We start from the raw sequence: 19955 nt of genomic DNA, 5'->3' as shown, positions 1-19955 counted from the left end.
AAGGTGTACTGTTAGCCACATGGTGAACGATCCGTTCAGGGCTGTGGCCCATCCGATCCGGCGCAGGATGATCGAACGGCTGGGCGACGGCCCCGCGACCGTCGGCGAGGTGACCTCGGACCTGGGCGTCTCCAAACCGGCGATCACCAAGCACCTGAAGATCCTCGAAGAGGCCGGGGTCGTCGTCCGCAAGGTCGTCGGCCGTACGCACCGGCTGGCCCTGAACCCGGCCGCGCTCGTCGACGCCGTCACCTGGGTCGACCGCCAGCGCGCCCTCTGGGAGCGCATGTTCGAGGCCGTCGAGGAACACCTGGCTGACAAGGAGCAGACACCCATGATCGAAACGACCTCGCAGTCGACCGCCGTCCGCATCGAACGCACCTACCGGGCGGCGGCGGACGCCCTGTTCGACGCCTGGACGAACCCCGAAGTGATCAGGAAGTGGTGGCACGCCGGCCCCGACTGGGAGACCTCCGAGGCCGAGGTGGACCTGCGCGTCGGCGGGCGGCTGCGCGTCGTCATGCGCGACACCGACGGCGTCGAGTACACCGCCACCGGCGTCTACACCGTCGTCGAACGCCCCGCCCGCCTGGCCTGGATCTGGCACGGCGAGGAGGGCGAGGCGGGCACCGGATCGCGCTGCGACCTGGAGATCACCGAGCGGGACGGCCTCACCTCGGTCGTGCTGACCCACTCGGGCCTGCCCGACCGGCAGGCGGCGGCCGAGCTCCGCGAGGGCTGGGACCTGTGCCTGGACAACCTCGACCGGGTCGTCACCCGATGACCCGCCTCGCCGAGGCGGCGTTGCCGCAGGGCGACCTCCGCCTGCTGGAGACCGACGTCGCCCAGCGGCTGCTCCACTCCACCGAGCTGGCCCGGGTCGCCTACGTGGCCAAGGACGGCACGCCGCGGGTGTTCCCCATGCTGTTCCACTGGACCGGCGCCGAGATCGTGCTCTCCACCTTCGGCGGTCTCAAGGTCCGGGCCTTACGGGCCCGTCCCGGCATCGCCATCACCATCGACGCCGCCACCACCCCGCCCTCGGCGCTCCTCGTCCGAGGGAACGCCGAGGTCACCGAGGTCGAGGGCATCGTCGAGGAGTACGCCGCCGCCCAGCGCCGCTACGCCGGCGAGGAGCAGGGCGCGGCGAACGTCGCCGCGGTCGACCGGCCCGGCACCACCATGGTCCGCATCGCCGTCCGGCCGGCCTGGGTGGGGGTGCTCGACTTCGTCACCCGCTTCCCCGGCGGCACGACGCCCGACGAGTTCGCCCGGCGAGGTCGATAGCCGGGCATCGGCTCAGGCGCACCCGGTGAGCACGGCCAGCACGTACGGCACGTGGACGGCGGCGGCCAGCAGGGTGAGCGCGGTCAGGCAGCAGGCGGTGGCCACGGCGGCGATCGCACCGGTCATGCCGGTGTGGGGCCGGACCAGGTGGTGGATGCGGTTGGGGCCGAGCGCGTGCAGGGCCCCGGCCAGCGCCGCGCCCTGCGGCCGGCCGTTCTGGCCGAGGGTGAGCAGCGCGCCGGCCAGGGCGGGCGTCCCGACCTGGCGGCGTGCGGTGTCGTCGGCGGCGATCTCCAGGTAGTGGCCGAGCGCGGCCTCGGCGGCGGCGATCAGCGGCACCCACCGCAGCCTGCGGGTCAGCGTGGCGACGACCGCGGTGATGAGGTGGTGGCGCTGGCGCAGGTGGGCGTGCTCGTGCGCGAGGACCGCCGCCAGTTCGCCGGGGTCCAGGACGTCCAGCGCGCCCGTGGAGATCACGATGCCGCCGTGGCGCCGTGGCAGGGTGAGCGCGAACGGGTGCGGGTCGTCGGCGACGAGCACCGCGTGGCCGTGCAGCCGGCGGGGCTCGCTGCGGGCCCGGAGCCGTCGCGCGGTGCGCAGGGTGCCGCGGTGCCGTCGCCGCGCCTCGACGATGATCGAGACGGCGTGCAGCAGCGCGCCCGCCGTGGGGAGCGCGAGCAGCGCCACGACCGGGACGACGGTGTCGACCGGGATGTCCGTGAACGGGTTGGCGGCGGCCAGGCAGCGCCGGCAGACCTGGGCCGCCCCGCTGGGCAGGACGTCGGGGCCGGAGACGACCCAGGCCAGCATCGGGCCGAGCGCGAGCAGCGCCAGCACCCAGGCCACGATGCCGCCGGCGAGCAGCCCGATCGCCGGTCGCGGCAGGCGCATCAGCACCGGCGACGCGCGGCGCAGGGCCCACGGGCCGGCCACCGCGGTGAGGACCAGTCCCAGGATCAGCAGCGCGGCCAGGATCCGGGCCGTCATGACCGGTGCCCGTCGTCGCGCCGCCGCAGATATTCGCGCAGCAGGTCGAGGTCGCTGTCGGGGATGCTCTCCACGAAGTGCAGGATCGAGGCCGCGCGGTCCCTGCTGGTGCCGAGGGCGTGGTTCATCACCGACGCCACGTGCTCCTCGCGGGCGACGCGGGCCGCGTACAGGGTCGAGTGGTTCTGCTTGCGGGAGGTGACGAGGTCCTTGCGGTCCAGGTTGGCCAGCACGGTGGCGATCGTGGTGTAGGCGGGCTCGCCGGGGAGGCGGCCGATGATGCCCCGGATCGTGGCCGGCCCGTGATCCCACAGCACGTCCATCACCTGCGCCTCCAGCGCGCCCAGCCGGGGCGGCTCTCCGGGGGCGGCGGGGTTCATCGGACCGCCTCCCCGGCCGAGGCTGCCGGCGCCGGATCCGTCATCCGCGGGGACCACTCCATGCGTCCATCATGCCCTGTGTCGACTATGGTGCATAGTCGACTATGCGAGATAGTCGACTGAGGAGAAGGAAGACCGACCTGTGAACTCCCCGGCATCGAGCTCAGCGGACGCGATGGCGGCCAGGCGCCGCCGCTCCACGACCTGGACCGTCGTGCTGAGCGCGGTGGTCGTGTTCCTCGCGATCGTGGTCACCGCCCAGCTCCTCCCCCAGCGCTCCCCCGCCGCGGCGCCACCGGCGGCGTCCCCGTCGTCCCCTGCGGGCCAGGGGGCGGACCAGGGGGCGGGCCAGGGCCAGGAGCTGGAGTTCGTCCGCCGGGACGCCGGCGACCCGATGGCGATCGGCGACGTGAACGCCCCCGTGGTCCTGACCGAGTGGCTCGACCTGCGCTGCCCGTACTGCGCGGTGTTCAGCCGCGAGACGCTGCCGGCGCTGATCGGGAAGTACGTCGACACCGGCAAGGTGCGGATCGAGTTCCATGACGTGACGTTCTTCGGCGAGCAGTCCGAGGACGCCGCCGTCGCGGCCCGGGCGGCGGGCAGGCAGGACAGGTTCGTGGAGTTCGTGACGGCCGTCTACGCCGCCGCCCCCGACAAGGGGCACGCCGACCTTCCCCGCGCCACGCTCGTCGGCCTGGCGAAGAAGGCGGGCGTTCCCGACATCAAGCGGTTCACCGCCGATCTCGACGATCCCGCGCTCCGGGCTGCCGCGCGGGCGAGCACGCAGTCCGCGCAGCAGCTCGGCGTCACCGCCGTGCCGTTCTTCGTCGCCGGCAACACCTCGCTGTCCGGGGCGCAGCCGGCGGAGGTCTTCCAGGGGTTCCTCGACCAGGCCCTGGACCAGGCGAAGTAGCCCGGCATGGACATCGGCCTGCTCGGCGCGTTCCTCGGCGGCGTGCTGACGCTGCTCAGCCCGTGCTCGGCGATGCTGCTGCCGGCGTTCTTCTCCTACGCGTTCGCCGGCCCGCGCGCCCTGCTCGCCCGTACCGGGGTGTTCTACCTCGGGCTGATCACCACCCTCGTCCCGCTCGGCGTGCTCGCCGGGACGCTCGGGGCGTTCGTGAACGAGCACCGCTTCACCTTCGTCACCGTCGCCTCGATCGTGGTGATCGCGCTCGGGGCGGTGATGCTGCTGAACGTCCCGGTCCCGTTCCTGTCCCGCGGCGCCGCCGCCGAGGGGACCTCCACCACGGCGGTGTACGTGCTCGGCACCGTCTACGGGCTGGCCGGGGTCTGCGCGGGCCCGCTGCTGGGCGCCGTGCTGACCGTCGCCGCGGTCTCCGGCAACGCGCTCGCCGGCGGGCTCGTCCTGGTGGTCTTCGCCGCCGGGATGGCCCTGCCGCTGCTGGTCCTCGCGCTGCTGTGGGGGCGGGCCCCGTTCGTCAGGCGCCTCGTCCGGCCGCGCGAGGTCACGATCGGGCGGTGGCGCAACACCTGGACGGGGATCGTCGGGGGCGCGCTCACCGTCGCCGTCGGCGTCCTGCTGCTGACCACCGCAGGCACGACCGAGCTGACCGGCATCCTCGGCGCGACCGACCAGGCGGCGGTCGAAGGCGCCGTCCTGCGAGGAGCCGGCCAGGTCCCCGACCTTCTCGTCGTCGGCGTCGTGGTGACCGTCGCGCTGGCCGGCCGGCTCCTCGTCCGGGCTCGGAAGGTCACCCGGTGAAGCGGATCGTGGCTCCCTGGCTGGTGATGGCCAGGACGCGGAAGGACAGGGCGTTCTTGCCGTTGCTGCGGAAATCTCCCTCGGCGCCCTCGCCCAGGGAGGCGGTCAGGCCGGGCGCCCGCACCACGACCATGTCCGTGTTGAAGATGCCGCCGACGTACTCCTTCGACACGTACACCCTGGAGAAGCCGTAACGCTTCTTGGAGATGCGGAAGCTGACGGGGTCGGAGAAGGTGAACTTGCACTTCCCGTCGTAGCAGCCGCGGTAGGAGGGCTTGGCCGTGGCGGCGGCGGGGGCGGCGGCCACCGCGGGCGCCATGACCACGGCGCACGCGAGGGCCAGGGCGGTGACGATCATCCTGGGCATGGGCTTCCCTTCGGCAGGCATGCCACGGTTGTACCGCCACCACGCCGGGAGGGGTCCCGAGATCCTGATCAGCGCGGGTCGATCGTGAAGTACGGGGCGACCTCCAGCTTGTCCGCCGACTCCAGCAGCCGGTGCACCAGCTTGCCGTCGAAGGCCACCACGCGTACCTCGTCCTCGGCGCCGTTGTCGTACTCCCAGCAGTACAGGTGCGCCTCGTCGTACCAGCCGAGCACCTTGTCGCAGTCGGAGGAGAACGTGCGCAGCCGCTTGCCGGTGCGCGAGTCCCACAGGCAGTGGTCGCCGTCGTCCGAGCCGGGGCAGTCGGTCACGAACATCCGGCCCGAGGGTGAGAAGACGTCGACGGTGCCGGACGCCAGCGGTCCGACGCCGGGGAGGTCGCGCGTGCGGTTGCCGGAGGCGTCGAAGAAGCGCAGCGCCTCGTCCTTCCCGGAGACGGCGATCACGCCGTCCTCCTCGGCGTCCCAGCCGAAGTCGCCGTCCCGGATCGAGTCGTCGGCCACCTCGACCACCTGGACCCGCGCCCGGGGCACGTCCAGGATGGCGAAGCCCAGGGTGGTCCAGACGTCCTTGCCCTGTTTGTCCTCGGTCTTCCTGTTGAGGTTGAGGAGGATCTTCGAGCTGTCCTTCGACCAGGCGCGGACGCTGGTGTCGAGCGGTTCGCGTACGGTCCTGACCCGGAAGCTCGAACCCGCCTGCCGGTCGGTGATGAGGATCGAGTCGTAGCCGTCGGAGGTGTAGTCCTCCGGCCGGCCGGCGAGGTAGCGGCCGTCGGGAGAGACCAGCGAGTCCACGTTGTCCGGGTACGCCTCGAACGTGCCCCGTAACGACTGCCTGGCGTAGTCGGCGTCGTCGACCTCGTACGCGGTCAGCGTGATCGGGTCGGACGGGCTCTCGTACAGCGTGATCGTGCCGCCGGGGAGCGGGACCTTGGCGGGGGCGGCCCGCGACGGCGCGGCAGCCGTCCCGACGCTCTGGGCGTCGGCCGACGTGGACAGCGTGCTCTGCTTGGTCTGCGAGGTCGGTGTGGCCGGTCGGAGCCAGCCGGGCACGACCAGCGCGGCCGCCACGGCCGCGACGGTGAGCACCGCCCCGGCGGCGGCGAGCATCGGCGTGCGCGACGGCCTGGTGGGCCCGGCGTCCGGCGCGGCCTGCCTGGCCCCCTCCGTGAGCGGGTCGGCGCCCGGCTCCGGGTTCCGCACCAGGCGGGTGATGACGTCGATGGCCGTCGGCCGGTTCTGCGGCTCCTTGTCCAGGCACTGGCGGACCAGGTCGCCCAGCCGTCCGTCGAGCAGCCCCGGCTCGGGCCGCGTGTTGAGCACCCGGTGCATCACGGCGGGCGTCCCGTCGGTGCCGAACGGCGGCCGGCCGCAGGAGGCGAAGACCATCGTGCAGCCCCAGGAGAACATGTCCGCCCCGGGCCCCACGCCGCGGCCCAGGATCTGCTCGGGGGACATGTACGCGGGCGTCCCGATCTGCGTGCTGCTGGTCATGGTGGCCGGGCCGAGCGTGCGCGCGATGCCGAAGTCGATCACGCGGGGGCCGCCGACGCCCATGATCACGTTGCCGGGCTTGAAGTCCCGGTGCACCACGCCGGCCTCGTGGATGGCGGCGAGCGCGGTGACGGTGCCGATGGCCAGCCGCTCCAGGTCGCCGCCCGTGAGCGGGCCGTCCTCCCTGACGACCCGGTCCAGTGAGCGGCCCTCGACGTACTCGCTGACGATGTACGGCCGCTCCCCCTCGACACCCGTGCTCAGGACGGCCGCGGTGCAGAACGGCGCCACCCGCCGGGCGACCTCCGCCTCCCGCAGGAAGCGCTCGGTGCTCTCCTCGTCCTCGGACGGATGCAGCCACTTGACGGCCACGCGCACGTCCATCGGGGTCCTGGCGAGGAAGACGACGCCCTGTCCCCCTTGGCCCAGCCGGCCGAGGAGATGCAGGCCGCCTATCTGCTCAGGGTCACCGGGCAGCAGCGGGGTGAAGTCGGCCATGCGTCATTGTGATGCCAGACAGCAGATCTTCCACAAGCTTACTGACGAGTAGTTCGGATGTCAGGACCCGGTTGACTCCCCCGGGGCGGGCGGGGAGGATCGGCGGCATGGCGGGGACGAGGCGCGGGACCGCGAGCAAGGTGGACCTCCTGCCGCGGGACTCCGCGGACCTCCCCCCGGCCGTTCCCGGCACGCTGTACGTCCGGGGGGCCAAGGGCGGGATCCGGGTCGCGCCCGACGCCGGGTTCGAGGTGGTGTTCGGGCGCTGCGAGCCGGACGTCCACGTCTGCGTCGGCCCCGACGACCCGTACGTCAGCCGGCGGCAGGGGTCCATCAGCCGCCAGGACGGGCGGTGGGTGCTGCACAACCTCGGCAACCTGCCCATCCGCCTGCCGGCCGGGCGACTGGTGCTCACCCGGCACCGGGTGGCGTTGCCCGTGGCGTACACACCGCTGTTCGTCGTCGGCCCCGAACGCGAGCACCTGCTGGAGGTGCGGGTCGTCGCGAGGCCGCCGGCTCCGGCCGCGCCGGCCCACCAGGAGGCCGACACCCGCGAACCCGCGGGGCACCCCCTGAGCGCCGCCGAACGCCTGGTCCTGGTCTGCCTGGGGCAGCGCTATCTCCGGCCGGAGCCGTGGCCGCAGCCACTGACCTGGGCCCAGGTCGCCGACGAGCTCGCCCGCGTCCGTCCCGGCGAGCGGTGGACCGCCAAGCGCGCGGCCCACATCGTCACCCAGACGCGCAAGCGGCTCAGCGCCCGCGTGCCCGGGCTCCTGGAGGAGGAGATCCCGCCGCCGCTGGGCAACACGCTCAACCACAACCTGATCATCGCGCTGCTGGCCTCCGCCACGATCACCCCGTCCGATCTCCGGCTTCTCGACGAGCCGGACCCGCCACCTGAGGAGCCGGCACCCGCCAGTGGGCGGGCCAGTTGACCAGCGCGATGACGCCCATGATGACGAGGTGGGTGGGGGCGGCCCAGCTCTCCACCGCCGGGTCGTGGTTGACGATGTGGGTGGTCACCGCCCCGGTGAGCACGAACATCAGCACCGTGGCCCCCAGGAAGCGCGTGCGCCGGTGGGGGATCACCAGCAGGACGGCCGCGACGCCCTCCAGGGCCCCGACCACGAACCGCATCCAGGACGGGTAGCCCCAGTCGGCGAACTTCACGGAGTACGCCGGACCGAAGATCGTGTCTCCGGGCCAGTACTTGGTCACGGCGCCCAGCGCGAACTGCAGGGCGATGAACCAGTACAGGGCGGTCTTCAGGTGTTTCGGCATGGTCGCCCCTTCCAGGGGAGCTCGGCTGTCACATCGGCGGCTGTCCGCCGGTCAATCGGTATGACAGGCCCGGACGGAGGAATGTGACGAATGGTCGAGCAGGACTGGCTGAGCGAACGGTTCGCCGAGCACCAGAGCCGCTTGCACGCGGTCGCCTACCGGATGCTCGGCTCCCCCGCCGAGGCCGAGGACGCGGTGCAGGAGGCGTGGCTGCGGGTCGGCCGCGCCGACACCGGCCAGGTGGAGAACCCGGGCGGGTGGCTGACCACGATCGTCGCCCGCGTCTGCCTGAACATGCTCGAAGCGCGCCGCGCCCGGCGTGAGGAGCCGGCCGGGGCGCTGCCGCCCGAGCCGGCCGCGCCGCCGCCGAGCGGCCACCCGGCCCGGGCCACCCCGGAGGACGAGACGCTGCTGGCCGACTCGGTCGGTGTCGCGCTGATGGTGGTGCTGGACACGCTGACTCCCGCCGAGCGGCTCGCGTTCGTGCTGCACGACGTCTTCGCCGTGTCGTTCGCCGAGATCGGCGCCGTCATCGACCGCTCCCCCGCCGCGGCCCGGCAGCTCGCCAGCCGGGCCCGGCGCCAGGTGCGGGGAACGGCGGACGCCTCCGGCGCGGCCCGGTCGGCGAAACGGGAGGTCGTCGAGGCGTTCCTGGCCGCGGCCCGGGGCGGGGACTTCGCCGCCCTGGTCGAGCTGCTCGATCCGGAGGCCGTGGCCGTCGAGATCCGCGGCGCCGAAGCGGTCGCGGCGTTCTTCGCCGGGCGGGCGCAGGCGGCCCGGCTCGCCCTGGTCGACGGCGTCCCGGCGGCCGTCTGGTCGCATCGTGGCCGCCCGAAGGCCGTCATCACGTTCACCGTCCACGACGGGAAGATCACGCACATCGCCATCGACACCGACGCCGACCGGCTGCGGGGCCTCCACATCGTCCACCTCGCCGGTGACAGGGAGCGGTGCTGACCTGCGCTCACGTTCGCGACGGCGTGTCCCAGGTGGCGGAGTGGTCGAGGCCGTCGCCGGTGACGCGCAACGTGGCGGCCGACCCGTACGGGCTGATCTCGCAGGTGGCGTGGGCGCTCCGCAGGCTCCCGGCCGTGCCCACGCTGATGTCGGTCCGCGTGCTGAGGCGCGTCGCCGAGGGGTCGTGGGCGCGTGCCGAGATCTCGTACGCGTGCAGGAGCTCCACGGGATCGCCCCCGAGGGTGCGGCCTGCCGACCGGTGACCGCCGCGCACGACGACCTCCGTGCCGTCGGGGCTCTCCTCGACGGTCACGGGCACGACCCGGTCGAGCATCCGATCGCCGCCTTCCACGGCGGCGGGCCCGGGCAGCTCGAACGGCGGCGTCTCGTCGGCCGTGGGGATCACGGGCAGGTGGAGCGCGCTGCCGTGCGGCGGGCCGACGAGCACGTCGTAGCCGCTGCCGGACAGCTGCGGCCAGTGCTCGGGGAAGGCCGCCGCGCTGAGCGTCAGCTGGAGGCGGTGCCCGGGCCTGAGCCGGTAGCGGGTGGGGTCGAAGGCGAGCTCCACCCGATGCCCGGCGTCCGCGGGCCGGGGCGTCCCGGTGTAGGGCGGCGGGTTGGACAGGCGCTGGAACGCGCGGGTGATCAGCATGGCGCGGCCGTCCGGCGCGAGGTCGTTGAGGTTGGCGGCCACGTCCACGTCGAGGTGCGGGACGAGCAGCGAGAGGCTGACGCGCGGCTCCCCCGCGAGGTCCAGGCTCGCGCCGAGCGCCTCGGAGGTGAAGACGGCGGAGCGGGCGGCGTCCCGCGCCTGGTCGCCGGGGGCCGCCGACATCCCCAGGCCGGCGGCGACTCCCACCGTCGCGTCGAAGCGGACGGAGACCCTCCCCGGCGTCGCGGGCGGGCCGGTGCACAGTGCGCCGGCCGCGAGGTGGAGGACGTGATCGACGGGCGGCACGGCCGGATACCGCTCGGCGAACTCCCACCGCTCGGCGCCCATGACGTACGCGGACACGGCCGGCGCCGGCGGGCCTTCGGGCCGGATGTCCCGTACGTGCTCGTCGAACCAGGCGATGGCCAGCGCCACGGAGTCGACCGGCGCCCGCTCCTGCCCTTCCGGCATGCCGTGCAGCCACGGCCCGCAGACGATGCGGCGGGGCGCCCGGATCGCCGCGAAGTCGCGCCACGCGCCGGCGACGTTGGTGTCGCGCCAGCCGGTGAAGAGGAGGGTCGGCACCTCGATGGCGGCGGGGTCGACCTCCCGGCCCTGCCAGTAGTAATCCCGGTGCGGGTGCTCCGCCCACGCCTCGTGCCAGGGCCTGGCCGCCCGGAGCCGCGCGGAGAACGCCGATCTGGGCAGCCAGGGCGATTCGGGTGGCAGGGCGGTCAGCGCCAGCATCATCGCCGACCACTCGCCGATGATCATGGCCAGCCCGACGGCGCCCCTGCGCGCCACCTCGTCGGTGTAGGGGTCCGTCGATCCCTCGATCGCCACCACCGCGCGCAGCGACGGAGGCCCGCCGGCCGCCGCGCGCAGCGCCGTGATGCCGCCGTAGGACAGGCCCCAGACGGCGGCCCGCCCGTCGCACCACTCCTGTGCGGCGAGCTCCTCGACGACGTCGTGGATGTCGTCCTGCTCGACCCGCTCGAACGCGTCCTGCTTGACCCCTTCCGAGGCGCCGGTCCCGCGGAAGTCGACCACCGCGACCGCGTACCCGGCCTGGGTGAACCTCTCCAGGTGCGGGGCCGTCCGCGGGCCGAACCACACGTCCTTGGCGTACGGGTTCGCGGCCACGACCACCGGCGACCCGGCGGCGGAGTGGCCGCCGGGCAGGTGGACGTTCGCGTCGAGGCGTACGCCGTCGCGCATCGTCAGAGGAACGTGACGCAGGATCCGGGACATCGTTCAGTCTCCTGCCTGGCACCGGTCATGGTCCGGCCGTGCCTGGCTGTCCCAGGTCGCCGGGGTGATCCCGGCCTGGCGCAGGCGGAACTTCTCGACCTTCTGCGTCGGCGTCCTCGGCAGGGCAGGCACGAGCTCGATGTAGCGGGGCACCATGAAGCCCGGCGCGGTGTCCGCGCAGAACCGGTGCAGCTCCTCGGCGGTCAGGCTCGCGCCGGGCCGGACGACCACGACGGCCTTGACGTCCTCCTCCGTCAGCTCGCTGGGCACGCCGACGGCCGCCGCCTCCACGACCGCCGGGTGCCGGGTGAGGAGCTGTTCCACCTCGTAGGCGGAGATGTTCTCGCCCCGGCGGCGGATGGAGTCGCTGAGCCTGCCCTCGAAGGTCAGGTAGCCGTCATCGTCGAGCGTGCCGAGGTCGCCGGTGTACAGCCAGCCGTCCCTCAGGACCCGCGCGGTGGCCTCGGGCATCGCGTGGTAGCCGTTCATCACCAGCCCCGGTTCGCGGCCCCGTACGATGATCTGGCCGATCCGCCCCCTGGGCAGCGGGCGGCCGGCGTCGTCCACGATCCGGACGTCGAACTCCGGGATCACCCGGCCGCACGTGCCGGGCCTGCGCGGGCCCTCGACGGGGTCGTAGACGGGCACCCCGCCGTCGGTGAGCCCGTACACCTGCCGGAGCGGGATGCCGAACCGCTCCTCCCACTCCCGGTGCCACGCGGGCATGGGCACGCCCCACGCCAGCCTGACCCGGTGGTCGCGGTCCCTCTCGCCGGGCGGCCGCTTCCAGAGGATCGTCAGCGTCGCGCCCATGAAGTTGAACACGGACGCGCCGAAGTCGCGCACGTCGTCCCAGAACCGCGAGGCGCTGAAGCGGCGGCCGAGCGCGGCGGTGCCACGGCAGGCCAGGGCCGCCCCGACGGTCAGGGTGGCCGCGTCGATGTGGAACAGCGGGAAAGGGCAGTAGAGGACGTCGTCGGCGCGCAGGCCCAGGTTCGCGGCATGGAGCTGCGCCTGCCTGGCGAGGTACCGGTGCGACAGCACGCACGCCTTGGACACGCCGGTCGTGCCGGAGGTGAACAGCAGGGTGGCCGCGCCCAGCTCGTCCACCTCGGCCCGCGGAGCCCGGTCCGGGCAGTCCCGGTACGCGGCCAGGTCCTCGTACCGGGACTCGCCCGGCGGGCCGTTGACGACGACCCGCCTCAGCTCGGGCAGCCGATCGAGCACCGGCGCGACGACCGGCAGGAACTCGGCGTCCGCGACCAGCGCCGACGCCCCGGCCACCCGCAGCGCGTGCGTCAGCTGCTCGGCCAGCAGGGCGGTGTTGAGCGGCACGTGCACCGCGCCCAGCCGTGCCAGCGCGAACCAGACGACGACCTGTTCGAGGCTGTTGCCCATCAGCAGCGCGACGCGGGCGCCCGTGCCCACTCCCGCCCGGGCGAACGCCGCCGCGAGCCCGGCCGACCGCTCCTCGGTCTCGCGGTAGGTCAGATCTCCTTCACGCGTACGGAGGAAGACGCCGTGAGGGGTGTCGGCCGCCGCCCGGCCGAGCATGGCGGACAGCGTGACGCCGCCCGTCACCGGGCCGCCCCGCCGAACCCGAACAGGCGGGAGGCGTTGTCGTGGAAGAGCGCCCGCAGCGCCGCGTCCGGCAGCCCGGACTCCCGCCACTCGGCGAGGGCGCGGGCCGGAGCCATCATCGGCCAGTCGCTGCCGTAGAGCACCTGATCACGCAGGACGTTGCGCATCATGCCGAACAGCGGATCCCAGCCGGTCCCCGCCCTGGCGACGTATCGCGGCGCCAGCGCGCCGAACTCCAGGTAGACCGTCGGGTGGCGGCGCGCCACGGCGCAGTACTCGGTCACCCACGGCCAGCCCGCGTGGCAGGCGATCAGCTTCAGGTCCGGGAAGTCGCAGGCCACCTGGTCCAGCAGCTCCGGCCGCTCGTGCCGCAGCGGGTGCATCCGGCTGTAGGTGATGCCCGTGTGCACCGCCACGATCAGGCCCAGCTCCTCGGCCCGCGAGTACAGGGGATACAGGCGGCGGTCGTCGATGTCCAGCCCGAAGAACGCCGGCTGCACCGTGACCCCCAGCAGGCCGAGACCGGCGATCGAGGCCGTCTGCCGGGCGATCCGCGTCGGCCGCGACTCGGCGACGTCGACGCATCCGATGCCCGCGAACCGGCCGGGATGGTCGGCCAGGACCCGGCACAGCGCCTCGTTGAGCGCCTCCGCCGGCTCGCCGCCCTCGGACTCGGCGTGCATGACGGCCCGGCCGATGCCCTCGTCGTCCATGGCCTGCAGCAGATCGGCGAGGCGGCCGGCGTTCATCTTGTCCGTCAGCTGCAGGACCCTGTCGTACTGCTCGACCTGCTGGCGCGGGGCGGCGTACGCGGTGGCCGGGCGGAGCTCCTGCGGGAGCCGTACCCGGGCGTCGATGACGCTCACCCCGCCACCTCCGCGCGCTCGGCGACCGGCTCGCTCGCCAGCCGGGCGGGAGCCGGAAGCTCCTCCGGCTCCCCCGGCCTCCGCGCCGGCGCCCCCATGAGGCGGCAGGCCAGCTCCACGAACTGGTCCTGCAACTCGGCGACGCCCAGCCGGCCGTCGGGCCGGTACCAGTTGGCCACGCCGTTGCACATCTCCAGCAGGGCCAGGCGGGCGACACGCTGATCCGCGAGCCGGAAGACGCCCGTGCTCATGCCGTCCTCGATCACCCCGGCGAAGATCGACTCGTAGTCGTCGCGGAGCCCGACGAGCAGCCTGTGGTCATCGGCGGTCAGCGCCCGGATCTCCTGGTCGGTCACCTTCGCCGTCAGCGGGTTGAGCGCGCACAACCCCACATGCACCCGCACCAGACGAGCCAGCCGCACAGCCGGATCCGCCGACCCGCCCACCGCCTCGCGCGCCGACCGCAGCAGCTCCTCCAGGCACGCCCGCATGATGCCGGTGAGGATCTCCTCCTTGGAGCCGGCGTAGTGGTACAGGGTCGCCGACGTGATGCCCGCGGCCCGCCCGAGCTCCCGGATGCCCGTCGCCGCATACCCCTTCTGCGCGAACAGGCTCACCGCCACCTGCTGGATCTCCGCAATCCCCATGAACAGCTTCCCTATCGATCGATTGACAGGTACTGAACCACGAGGAGGACCCCCGGTCAAGGACCGGCGCATCACACGTCCGGTTGGACGGCGCCCGTACGCAGAGGCTCCTGCGCCGCCCGCACGGCTGACCCGCCCGCTGGATCGCCGCTGGGTCGGGCGGATTCTGCACAGCAGAATCTGCTGTTCTCTTTCGCACCTCGCGAGACAAGCTGGGGTCCGCGTCGACCGACCAAGGAGCTGACATGACCGAGACAGCGGACTCCCCGGTTCGCCTGTCCGTGGTGGACTCCCCCGGCCAGCCGTCGCCGACGCCGGCGCTGGCGGAGTTGTACCGCGGCTTCGAGAAGGAGTTGCTGGTCCCGCTGTGGACCGAGATCGGCGACCTGATGCCGCCGCACCCCCGGTCGAAGGCGGTCCCGCACCTGTGGCGGTGGGAGAGCCTGCTGGCCCTGGCGGAGCGCTCGGGGCACCTGGTGCCGGTCGGCCGGGGCGGGGAGCGGCGGGCGATCGCGCTGGCGAACCCGGCGCTCGGCGGGCGGCCGTTCGCGACGCCGACGCTGTGGGCGGCGATCCAGTACCTGATGCCGGGCGAGGACGCGCCGGAGCACCGGCACACCCAGCACGCGTTCCGCTTCGTCGTCGAGGGCGAGGGCGTGTGGACGGTCGTCGGCGGCGATCCGGTGCCCATGCGCCGCGGCGACTTCCTGCCGCAGGCCGGCTGGAACTGGCACGCCCACCACAACGCCGCCGACCGGCCGATGGCGTGGATCGACGGGCTGGACATCCCGTTCCAGTACGTGACCGAGTCCCAGTTCTTCGAGCCCGGCCGTGACCGGATCGGCGCGGCCGAGCGCATCACCCCCGGGCGGTCCCGGTCGGAGCGGCTGTGGGGGCATCCGGGCCTGCGCCCGGTGGCGTTCCCCGGCTCCCGGCCCGCCACGCCGCTGCTGGCCTACCGGTGGGCCGACACCGACCGGGCGCTGGCCGACCAGCTCGCGCTGGAGGCCGAGGGTCATGCGGCGACGGTCGAGCCCGGTCACGCGGCGGTCCGTTACGTCAACCCCACCACCGGCGGCGACGTGCTGCCGACCATCCGGGTCGAGATGCACCGGATCCGGCGCGGCGCGGAGACGGCGCCCCGCAGGGAGACCGGCTCCTCGGTCTACCAGGTCTTCGACGGCAGCGGCCGGGTCACGGTCGGCGGCGTGTCGTGGCCGGTCACCCGGGGCGACCTGTTCGTCGTGCCGTCCTGGACGCCGTTCTGGGCGCGGTCCGAAGCCTCGGCGTCCGACTCCGACTCGGGCGCGCTCGACCTCTTCCGGTTCAGCGACGGCCCGATCTTCGAGGCGCTGCGTCTGGACCGCTCCGACGTGGAAGGACCCAGCACGTGAAGCACGTCACCGGCGGAATCGCCGGGCCGGTCGCATGACGGCCGCGTACCGGAGCCGCGCCGACGCCCTGCGGTGGATGGCGCAGGGCGGCGCGATCCTCGGCAGGGCGCTGGCCGCGCTGCCGGACGATCGGCTCGACGGGCCGTCCCGGCTCCCCGGCTGGAGCGGCAGGCACCTGCTCGCGCACCTGGCGGCCAACGCCGACGCGCTGGTCAACCTGGCGCACTGGGCCCGCACCGGCGAGGAGCGGCCGATGTACCCCTCCCCCGAGCGGCGGGACGCCGACATCGAGGCCGGCGCCGCGTTGCCGGCGGCCGAGCTGCGCGCCTGGCTCGCGCGAGCCGCGCTGACCCTGGACGCGCGGCTCGCCGAGCTGGACCGGTCGCAGTGGGAGCGGCACGTGCGCACCGCCCAGGGCCGCACGGTGACCGCCGGGGAGATCCCCTGGATGCGCGCCCGCGAGGTCATGGTGCACGCCGTCGACCTGGGCGCGGGCGTGGAGTTCGACGATCTGCCGGCCGATTTCCTCGCCGCCCTGATCGACGACATCACCGCCGGGCGGTCCGCCGCCGGGCCCGCGCTGGTCCTGACGGCCACCGGCCACGACGGCACGTGGACCGTGCCCGGCTCCGGCGAGCCCGCCCGGGTCACCGGCACCCTGGCCGGCCTGGCGGCCTACCTCTCCGGCCGCCGGTCGGACGGCGTCACGGCCCCCGGCGGCGGCCCGGCGCCCAGGCTCCCCCGCTGGCTCTAGTCCGGCACGCGTCGAGAAAGGCGATCACCGGTCATGTCTGTACAGGGCCACGACGTCGTGGTGGTGGGCGGCGGCATCGGCGGGCTGGCCAACGCCCTGGCGCTCACCCGCAAGGGCCTGCGGGTGCGGCTGCTGGAGCAGGCGCACGAGTTCGGCGAGGTCGGCGCCGGGCTGCAGATCGCGCCCAACTGCACCCGCATCCTGCACCACTGGGGGCTGCTCGACGAGGTCACGTCCCTCGGCGTGCTGCCCCGGAGCATCGTCATGAGGGACGCGCTCGACGGTGACGTCCTCACCGCGCTCGACCTGCGGGACGTCGAGCGACGCTACGGCTTCCCGTACCTGGTGATCCATCGCAGCGACCTGCACGGCGCGCTGCTGCGCGCCTGCCGGCGGGCCGGGGTGGAGCTCGTCAACGACGTCACCGTGACGGGGTACGAGCAGGCCGGAGGAGGGGCCTTCGCCGTTCACGACGGCGGGCGGGAGTTCGGCCGGGTCGTGCTCGCCGCCGACGGGCTGCACTCGGTGGCGCGCCGCATCATGAGCGACGACGCCCCCGTCAACTCGGCGTACGTCGCCTACCGCGGCGCCGTGCCCTTCGCCGAGGTCGCCCACCTGCCGACGCAGCCCGATGACGTGGTCGTCCACGTCGGCCCCCGGTGCCATTTCGTCCAGTACGCGCTGCGCAACGGCGAGATGTTCAACCAGGTCGCGGTGTTCGAGTCGCCGAAGGCGCTGGCGGGAGAGGCCGACTGGGGCACGCCGGACGAGCTCGACGCGGCGTTCACCGGCACCTGCGAGCAGGTGCGCGCCGGTCTGCCGCTGATGTGGCGCGACCGCTGGTGGCGGATGTTCGACCGCGATCCCATCCCGAACTGGGTCCGCGGCCGGATCGCCCTCACCGGTGACGCGGCGCACCCGCCGCTGCAGTACCTGGCCCAGGGCGCCGTCATGGCGATCGAGGACGCGTGGGTGCTGGCCGAGCACGCGAGCGGCCGGGCGGAGAGGGTCCCCGCGGCCGGGGTCGGCTGGGACGCCGCGCTGGCCGCCTACAACGCCGTGCGCGTCCGGCACTGCCACCGCGTGCAGACCACCGCCCGCGCCTGGGGCGAGCTGTGGCATCACGACGGGGAGAAGCGGACGTGGCGCAACGAGGTGCTCCGCGCCCGCGACCCCTACGACTACGGCCATGTGGACTGGCTCTTCGGCCCGACCGCGCTCACCCCGGATCAGCTGCCGCCGATGTTCGCCGGCTACGACGACCGCTGATGCCGGCTATCCGTCCAGGTCGCGGCGGCGGAACCCGTACAGGCCGAGCAGGGTCACCCCGGCCGCGAGGACGGTGAGCGTCACCAGCGGGGTGAGGGTGAAGCCCTCGATCGGCATCCGCGGGATGTGGTCGAACAGGGACAGGGCCTTCAGCGCCGCCGGCAGATCCGTCGCCCAGAACCGGACGAACCCGCCGTAGGCGAGCACCGCCCAGGCCACGGCGACGGCCCTGGGCGCGAACCCGTACAGCGCCAGCGTGATCGCCAGGAGCAGCAGGATCTCGGGGGCGCGGGCGAGGACCGCGCCGGTGAGCTCCCCCACGTAGCCGCCGTCGCCGAGCGAGAGCGCGGCGCCGGCCCCCAGGGCCAGGCCCGACAGGGCCAGCAGCGTCACCGCCGCGGCGGCGGTCACCAGCAGGGACGAGCCGAGCCAGGCCCACCGGCTGGTCGGCGTGGTCAGCAGCGGGGCGATCCGCCCGCGCACCTCCTCCGTCCGCAGCCTGGTCACCGCCAGGATGGCGAAGATCCCCACGATGAACGACATGCCGACCACCATGAGGCTGAGGTAGCCGCTGAGGACGTCGGGCCCGGCGTCGAGGAAGTCCGTGGCGAGGCCGTCGCGCATCGACCCGGCGAGCGCGCCGAAGACCAGGCCGCCGGCGACCAGCGAGCCGCTCCACCACAGGATGGAGGAGCGCTGCAGGCGCAGGGACAGCGCCGCCGGCGAGCGCAGCCAGCCGGGCGCCGACGCCGGGCCGGGGCGCGTGGCGACCACTCCGGCGCCGAGGTCCCGCCGGGCCGCCAGCGCGTACGCGGCCGTCACGAGGACCGCGGTCAGCGCGGCGGACAGGCCCAGCGGCCACCAGCGCTCGTCCGCCAGCACGCGGGTGAGCTGCGACCACCCCAGCGGGGAGAGCCAGGTCAGCCCGCCGCCCTCGGTGTCCTGGACGGCTCCCGCTCCCCGGATCACCCACACGACGCCCAGCACCCCGCCCGCGATGCCGGCCGCGGCCCGCGCGTGCTCGGTCAGCTGCACACTCACCGCGGTCACCCCGGCGAAGACGAGCCCCGTCGCCGCCGTGGCCACGGCGAACAGCAGCGCGCTGCCGGCGGGCAGCCCCGCGCCGATCGCCGTGACGGTCATGAGCCCGGCCAGCACGGCGGTGGTGATGACGCTGAGGAGCAGGGCGGCCGTGAGCGGGGCGTGCCGTCCGACGACGGCGGCCCGGATCAGCTCGGCCCGGCCGGTCTGCTCCTCGGCGCGGGTGTGGCGGGCGATGAGCAGGATGTTCATCAGCGCGGCGCCCAGCAGGAACTCCACGAAGTAGACCGCGATCAGGTAGCGCTGGACCGTGAGGTCGCCGGTGCCGTACGAGGGGCCGGTGAACAGCCGCAGCATGGGCACGTCCATCATGTCCATCGTGCGGCGCAGGGCCTCGGGGATCGGGTTGGTCCTGGCCGCCACGGTGGCGAAGTAGGGCACGAACAGGGCGATGATCAGCGTCCAGGCCGGCAGCTTGATCCGGTCGCGGCGCAGGGCCAGCCCCAGCAGGATGCCGGTGCCGGTCAGCGCGCCGCCCCGGGTCATGGTCGCGCTCATGCCGCCGCCCCGTCGCCGTAGTGGCCCTCGTCGCCGTAGTGACCCTCGTCGCCGTAATGACGGAGCATGAGCTCCTCCAGCGTCGGCGGATGGCTGGTCAGCGCCCGGATGCCGAACGCGCCCAGGTGCTTGACGGCGGCGTCGAGGTGTTCGGCGTCCACGCTGAAGCGCACCCGCGCGCCGGAGGCCGTCGCGCCGTGCACGCCGGGCAGGGCGGGCAGGCCGGTGACGGGGGCGGCGGTCTCGGCCTCCACGGTGGTGCGGGTCAGGTGCCGCAGCTCGGCCAGGGTGCCGGCCTGGACGATCCGGCCCTGCCTGATGATGCTGACCCGGTCGGCCAGCTTCTCGACCTGGGCGAGGATGTGGCTGGACAGCAGCACGGTCCGCCCGGCGTCCTTCAGGCCGGCGACGATCTCCTGGAAGACCGCCTCCATGAGCGGGTCCAGCCCGGAGGTCGGCTCGTCCAGGATCAGCAGCTCCACGTCGGAGGCGAGGGCGGCCACGAGGGCGACCTTCTGCCGGTTGCCCTTGGAGTAGGTGCGGCCCTTCTTCGTGGGGTCGAGCTGGAAGGCCGCGATCAGCTCGTCGCGCCGCCCGGCGTCGATGCCGCCGCGCAGCCGGCCGAGCAGGTCGATGGCCTCGCCGCCGGTGAGGTTGGGCCACAGCTCGACGTCGCCGGGGACGTACGCCAGCCGCCGGTGCAGCGCGGTGGCGTCGCTCCAGGGGTCGCCGCCCAGGAGCGTGGCGCGCCCGGCGGTGGCTCGCATGAGGCCCAGCAGGATGCGGATGGTGGTGGACTTGCCCGCCCCGTTGGGGCCGAGGAAGCCGTGGATCTCGCCGCTGCCGACGGAGAGGTCGAGTCCGTCGAGGGCGCGTACCGGCCCGAAGGTCTTGACGAGCCCGGAGGTTTCGATGGCAGGGGTCATGGGTGTGCTCCGGTGGTGTCGA

Annotated in this window: 20 protein-coding genes; 9 read left to right on the top strand and 11 right to left on the bottom strand. The window is 73.8% G+C overall.

The annotated features are described in order from the left end of the window. The first annotated feature begins 19 nt into the window (after nucleotides 1-19). On the top strand, nucleotides 20-784 hold the full coding sequence (locus AB0J53_RS27905) for a metalloregulator ArsR/SmtB family transcription factor (RefSeq protein WP_364177637.1): 765 nt from the start codon (nucleotides 20-22) through the stop codon (nucleotides 782-784). After that, on the top strand, nucleotides 781-1287 hold the full coding sequence (locus AB0J53_RS27900) for a pyridoxamine 5'-phosphate oxidase family protein (protein ID WP_364177634.1): 507 nt from the start codon (nucleotides 781-783) through the stop codon (nucleotides 1285-1287). The genes AB0J53_RS27905 and AB0J53_RS27900 overlap by 4 nt, the downstream gene beginning before the upstream one ends. A gap of 12 nt (nucleotides 1288-1299) precedes the next feature. Here the strand turns inward: AB0J53_RS27900 and AB0J53_RS27895 are convergent, their stop codons facing one another. Further along, entirely contained in the window at nucleotides 1300-2274 is a 975-nt protein-coding gene (locus AB0J53_RS27895; RefSeq protein WP_364177631.1) for a M56 family metallopeptidase, read from the bottom strand. After that, nucleotides 2271-2654, bottom strand: a complete 384-nt coding sequence (locus AB0J53_RS27890) for a BlaI/MecI/CopY family transcriptional regulator (protein WP_364177629.1) — start codon at nucleotides 2652-2654, stop codon at nucleotides 2271-2273. The genes AB0J53_RS27895 and AB0J53_RS27890 overlap by 4 nt, the downstream gene beginning before the upstream one ends. 142 nt (nucleotides 2655-2796) lie before the next feature. Between AB0J53_RS27890 and AB0J53_RS27885 the strand changes: the two genes are divergently transcribed. Both AB0J53_RS27885 and AB0J53_RS27880 read left to right on the top strand, forming a co-directional pair. Next, nucleotides 2797-3567, top strand: coding sequence for a thioredoxin domain-containing protein (locus AB0J53_RS27885; RefSeq protein WP_364177626.1), 771 nt, complete (start codon nucleotides 2797-2799; stop codon nucleotides 3565-3567). A gap of 6 nt (nucleotides 3568-3573) precedes the next feature. After that, nucleotides 3574-4380: a cytochrome c biogenesis CcdA family protein gene (locus AB0J53_RS27880; protein WP_364177623.1), complete on the top strand. Its 807-nt coding sequence runs from the start codon at nucleotides 3574-3576 to the stop codon at nucleotides 4378-4380. Here AB0J53_RS27880 and AB0J53_RS27875 read toward each other — a convergent pair. Both AB0J53_RS27875 and AB0J53_RS27870 read right to left on the bottom strand, forming a co-directional pair. Beyond that, a complete protein-coding gene (locus AB0J53_RS27875; protein WP_364177620.1) occupies nucleotides 4370-4768 on the bottom strand; it encodes a hypothetical protein in 399 nt (132 codons plus the stop codon). The two genes, AB0J53_RS27880 and AB0J53_RS27875, sit on opposite strands and share 11 nt — an antisense overlap. Before the next feature lie 47 nt (nucleotides 4769-4815). Beyond that, entirely contained in the window at nucleotides 4816-6756 is a 1941-nt protein-coding gene (locus AB0J53_RS27870; RefSeq protein WP_364177618.1) for a serine/threonine-protein kinase, read from the bottom strand. Between the two features lie 107 nt (nucleotides 6757-6863). Between AB0J53_RS27870 and AB0J53_RS27865 the strand changes: the two genes are divergently transcribed. Next, complete coding sequence (locus tag AB0J53_RS27865) at nucleotides 6864-7691, top strand: FHA domain-containing protein (protein ID WP_364177615.1); 828 nt, start codon at nucleotides 6864-6866, stop codon at nucleotides 7689-7691. On the opposite strand, the gene AB0J53_RS27860 is transcribed toward AB0J53_RS27865, so the two are convergent. Continuing rightward, nucleotides 7609-8037, bottom strand: coding sequence for a DoxX family protein (locus AB0J53_RS27860; protein ID WP_364177612.1), 429 nt, complete (start codon nucleotides 8035-8037; stop codon nucleotides 7609-7611). The genes AB0J53_RS27865 and AB0J53_RS27860 overlap by 83 nt on opposite strands. A 90-nt stretch (nucleotides 8038-8127) precedes the next feature. On the opposite strand from AB0J53_RS27860, the gene AB0J53_RS27855 reads away from it, so the two are divergent. Then, nucleotides 8128-8994, top strand: coding sequence for a sigma-70 family RNA polymerase sigma factor (locus tag AB0J53_RS27855; protein ID WP_364177609.1), 867 nt, complete (start codon nucleotides 8128-8130; stop codon nucleotides 8992-8994). 7 nt (nucleotides 8995-9001) lie between these two features. On the opposite strand, the gene AB0J53_RS27850 is transcribed toward AB0J53_RS27855, so the two are convergent. The 4 genes from AB0J53_RS27850 to AB0J53_RS27835 are packed head-to-tail and all read right to left on the bottom strand — an operon-like array spanning nucleotide 9002 to nucleotide 13991. Continuing rightward, a complete protein-coding gene (locus tag AB0J53_RS27850) occupies nucleotides 9002-10897 on the bottom strand; it encodes a CocE/NonD family hydrolase (protein ID WP_364177606.1) in 1896 nt (631 codons plus the stop codon). A gap of 3 nt (nucleotides 10898-10900) precedes the next feature. Beyond that, complete coding sequence (locus AB0J53_RS27845) at nucleotides 10901-12478, bottom strand: AMP-binding protein (RefSeq protein WP_364177603.1); 1578 nt, start codon at nucleotides 12476-12478, stop codon at nucleotides 10901-10903. Next, a complete protein-coding gene (locus AB0J53_RS27840) occupies nucleotides 12475-13344 on the bottom strand; it encodes an amidohydrolase family protein (RefSeq protein ID WP_364177600.1) in 870 nt (289 codons plus the stop codon). The genes AB0J53_RS27845 and AB0J53_RS27840 overlap by 4 nt, the downstream gene beginning before the upstream one ends. Next, entirely contained in the window at nucleotides 13341-13991 is a 651-nt protein-coding gene (locus AB0J53_RS27835) for a TetR/AcrR family transcriptional regulator (RefSeq protein WP_364177597.1), read from the bottom strand. The genes AB0J53_RS27840 and AB0J53_RS27835 overlap by 4 nt, the downstream gene beginning before the upstream one ends. A gap of 245 nt (nucleotides 13992-14236) precedes the next feature. Here AB0J53_RS27835 and AB0J53_RS27830 point away from each other — a divergent pair, with 245 nt between their 5' ends. From AB0J53_RS27830 to AB0J53_RS27820, 3 genes are read left to right on the top strand one after another with little or no spacing between them, the layout of a single operon-like run. After that, nucleotides 14237-15385: a cupin domain-containing protein gene (locus AB0J53_RS27830; RefSeq protein ID WP_364177594.1), complete on the top strand. Its 1149-nt coding sequence runs from the start codon at nucleotides 14237-14239 to the stop codon at nucleotides 15383-15385. A 34-nt stretch (nucleotides 15386-15419) separates the two neighbouring features. Next, a complete protein-coding gene (locus AB0J53_RS27825; protein ID WP_357589306.1) occupies nucleotides 15420-16139 on the top strand; it encodes a maleylpyruvate isomerase family mycothiol-dependent enzyme in 720 nt (239 codons plus the stop codon). A 33-nt stretch (nucleotides 16140-16172) separates the two neighbouring features. Further along, complete coding sequence (locus AB0J53_RS27820) at nucleotides 16173-17408, top strand: FAD-dependent monooxygenase (protein WP_364177590.1); 1236 nt, start codon at nucleotides 16173-16175, stop codon at nucleotides 17406-17408. A gap of 6 nt (nucleotides 17409-17414) precedes the next feature. Here AB0J53_RS27820 and AB0J53_RS27815 read toward each other — a convergent pair whose 3' ends face one another. Then, on the bottom strand, nucleotides 17415-19007 hold the full coding sequence (locus AB0J53_RS27815; RefSeq protein ID WP_364177588.1) for a hypothetical protein: 1593 nt from the start codon (nucleotides 19005-19007) through the stop codon (nucleotides 17415-17417). Beyond that, the gene (locus AB0J53_RS27810) at nucleotides 19004-19933 is read right to left on the bottom strand and encodes an ABC transporter ATP-binding protein (RefSeq protein ID WP_364177585.1); all 930 of its coding nucleotides are present in this window, start codon (nucleotides 19931-19933) and stop codon (nucleotides 19004-19006) included. Before AB0J53_RS27810 ends, AB0J53_RS27815 begins: the two co-directional genes overlap by 4 nt. Nucleotides 19934-19955 lie beyond the last annotated feature (22 nt).

It is taken from the genome of Nonomuraea sp. NPDC049725 (assembly GCF_040674795.1).
Lineage (GTDB): Bacteria > Actinomycetota > Actinomycetes > Streptosporangiales > Streptosporangiaceae > Nonomuraea > Nonomuraea ceibae.
The sequence above is the reverse complement of the archived record's forward strand: the minus strand, read 5'-3'. Positions and strand labels throughout refer to the sequence as shown.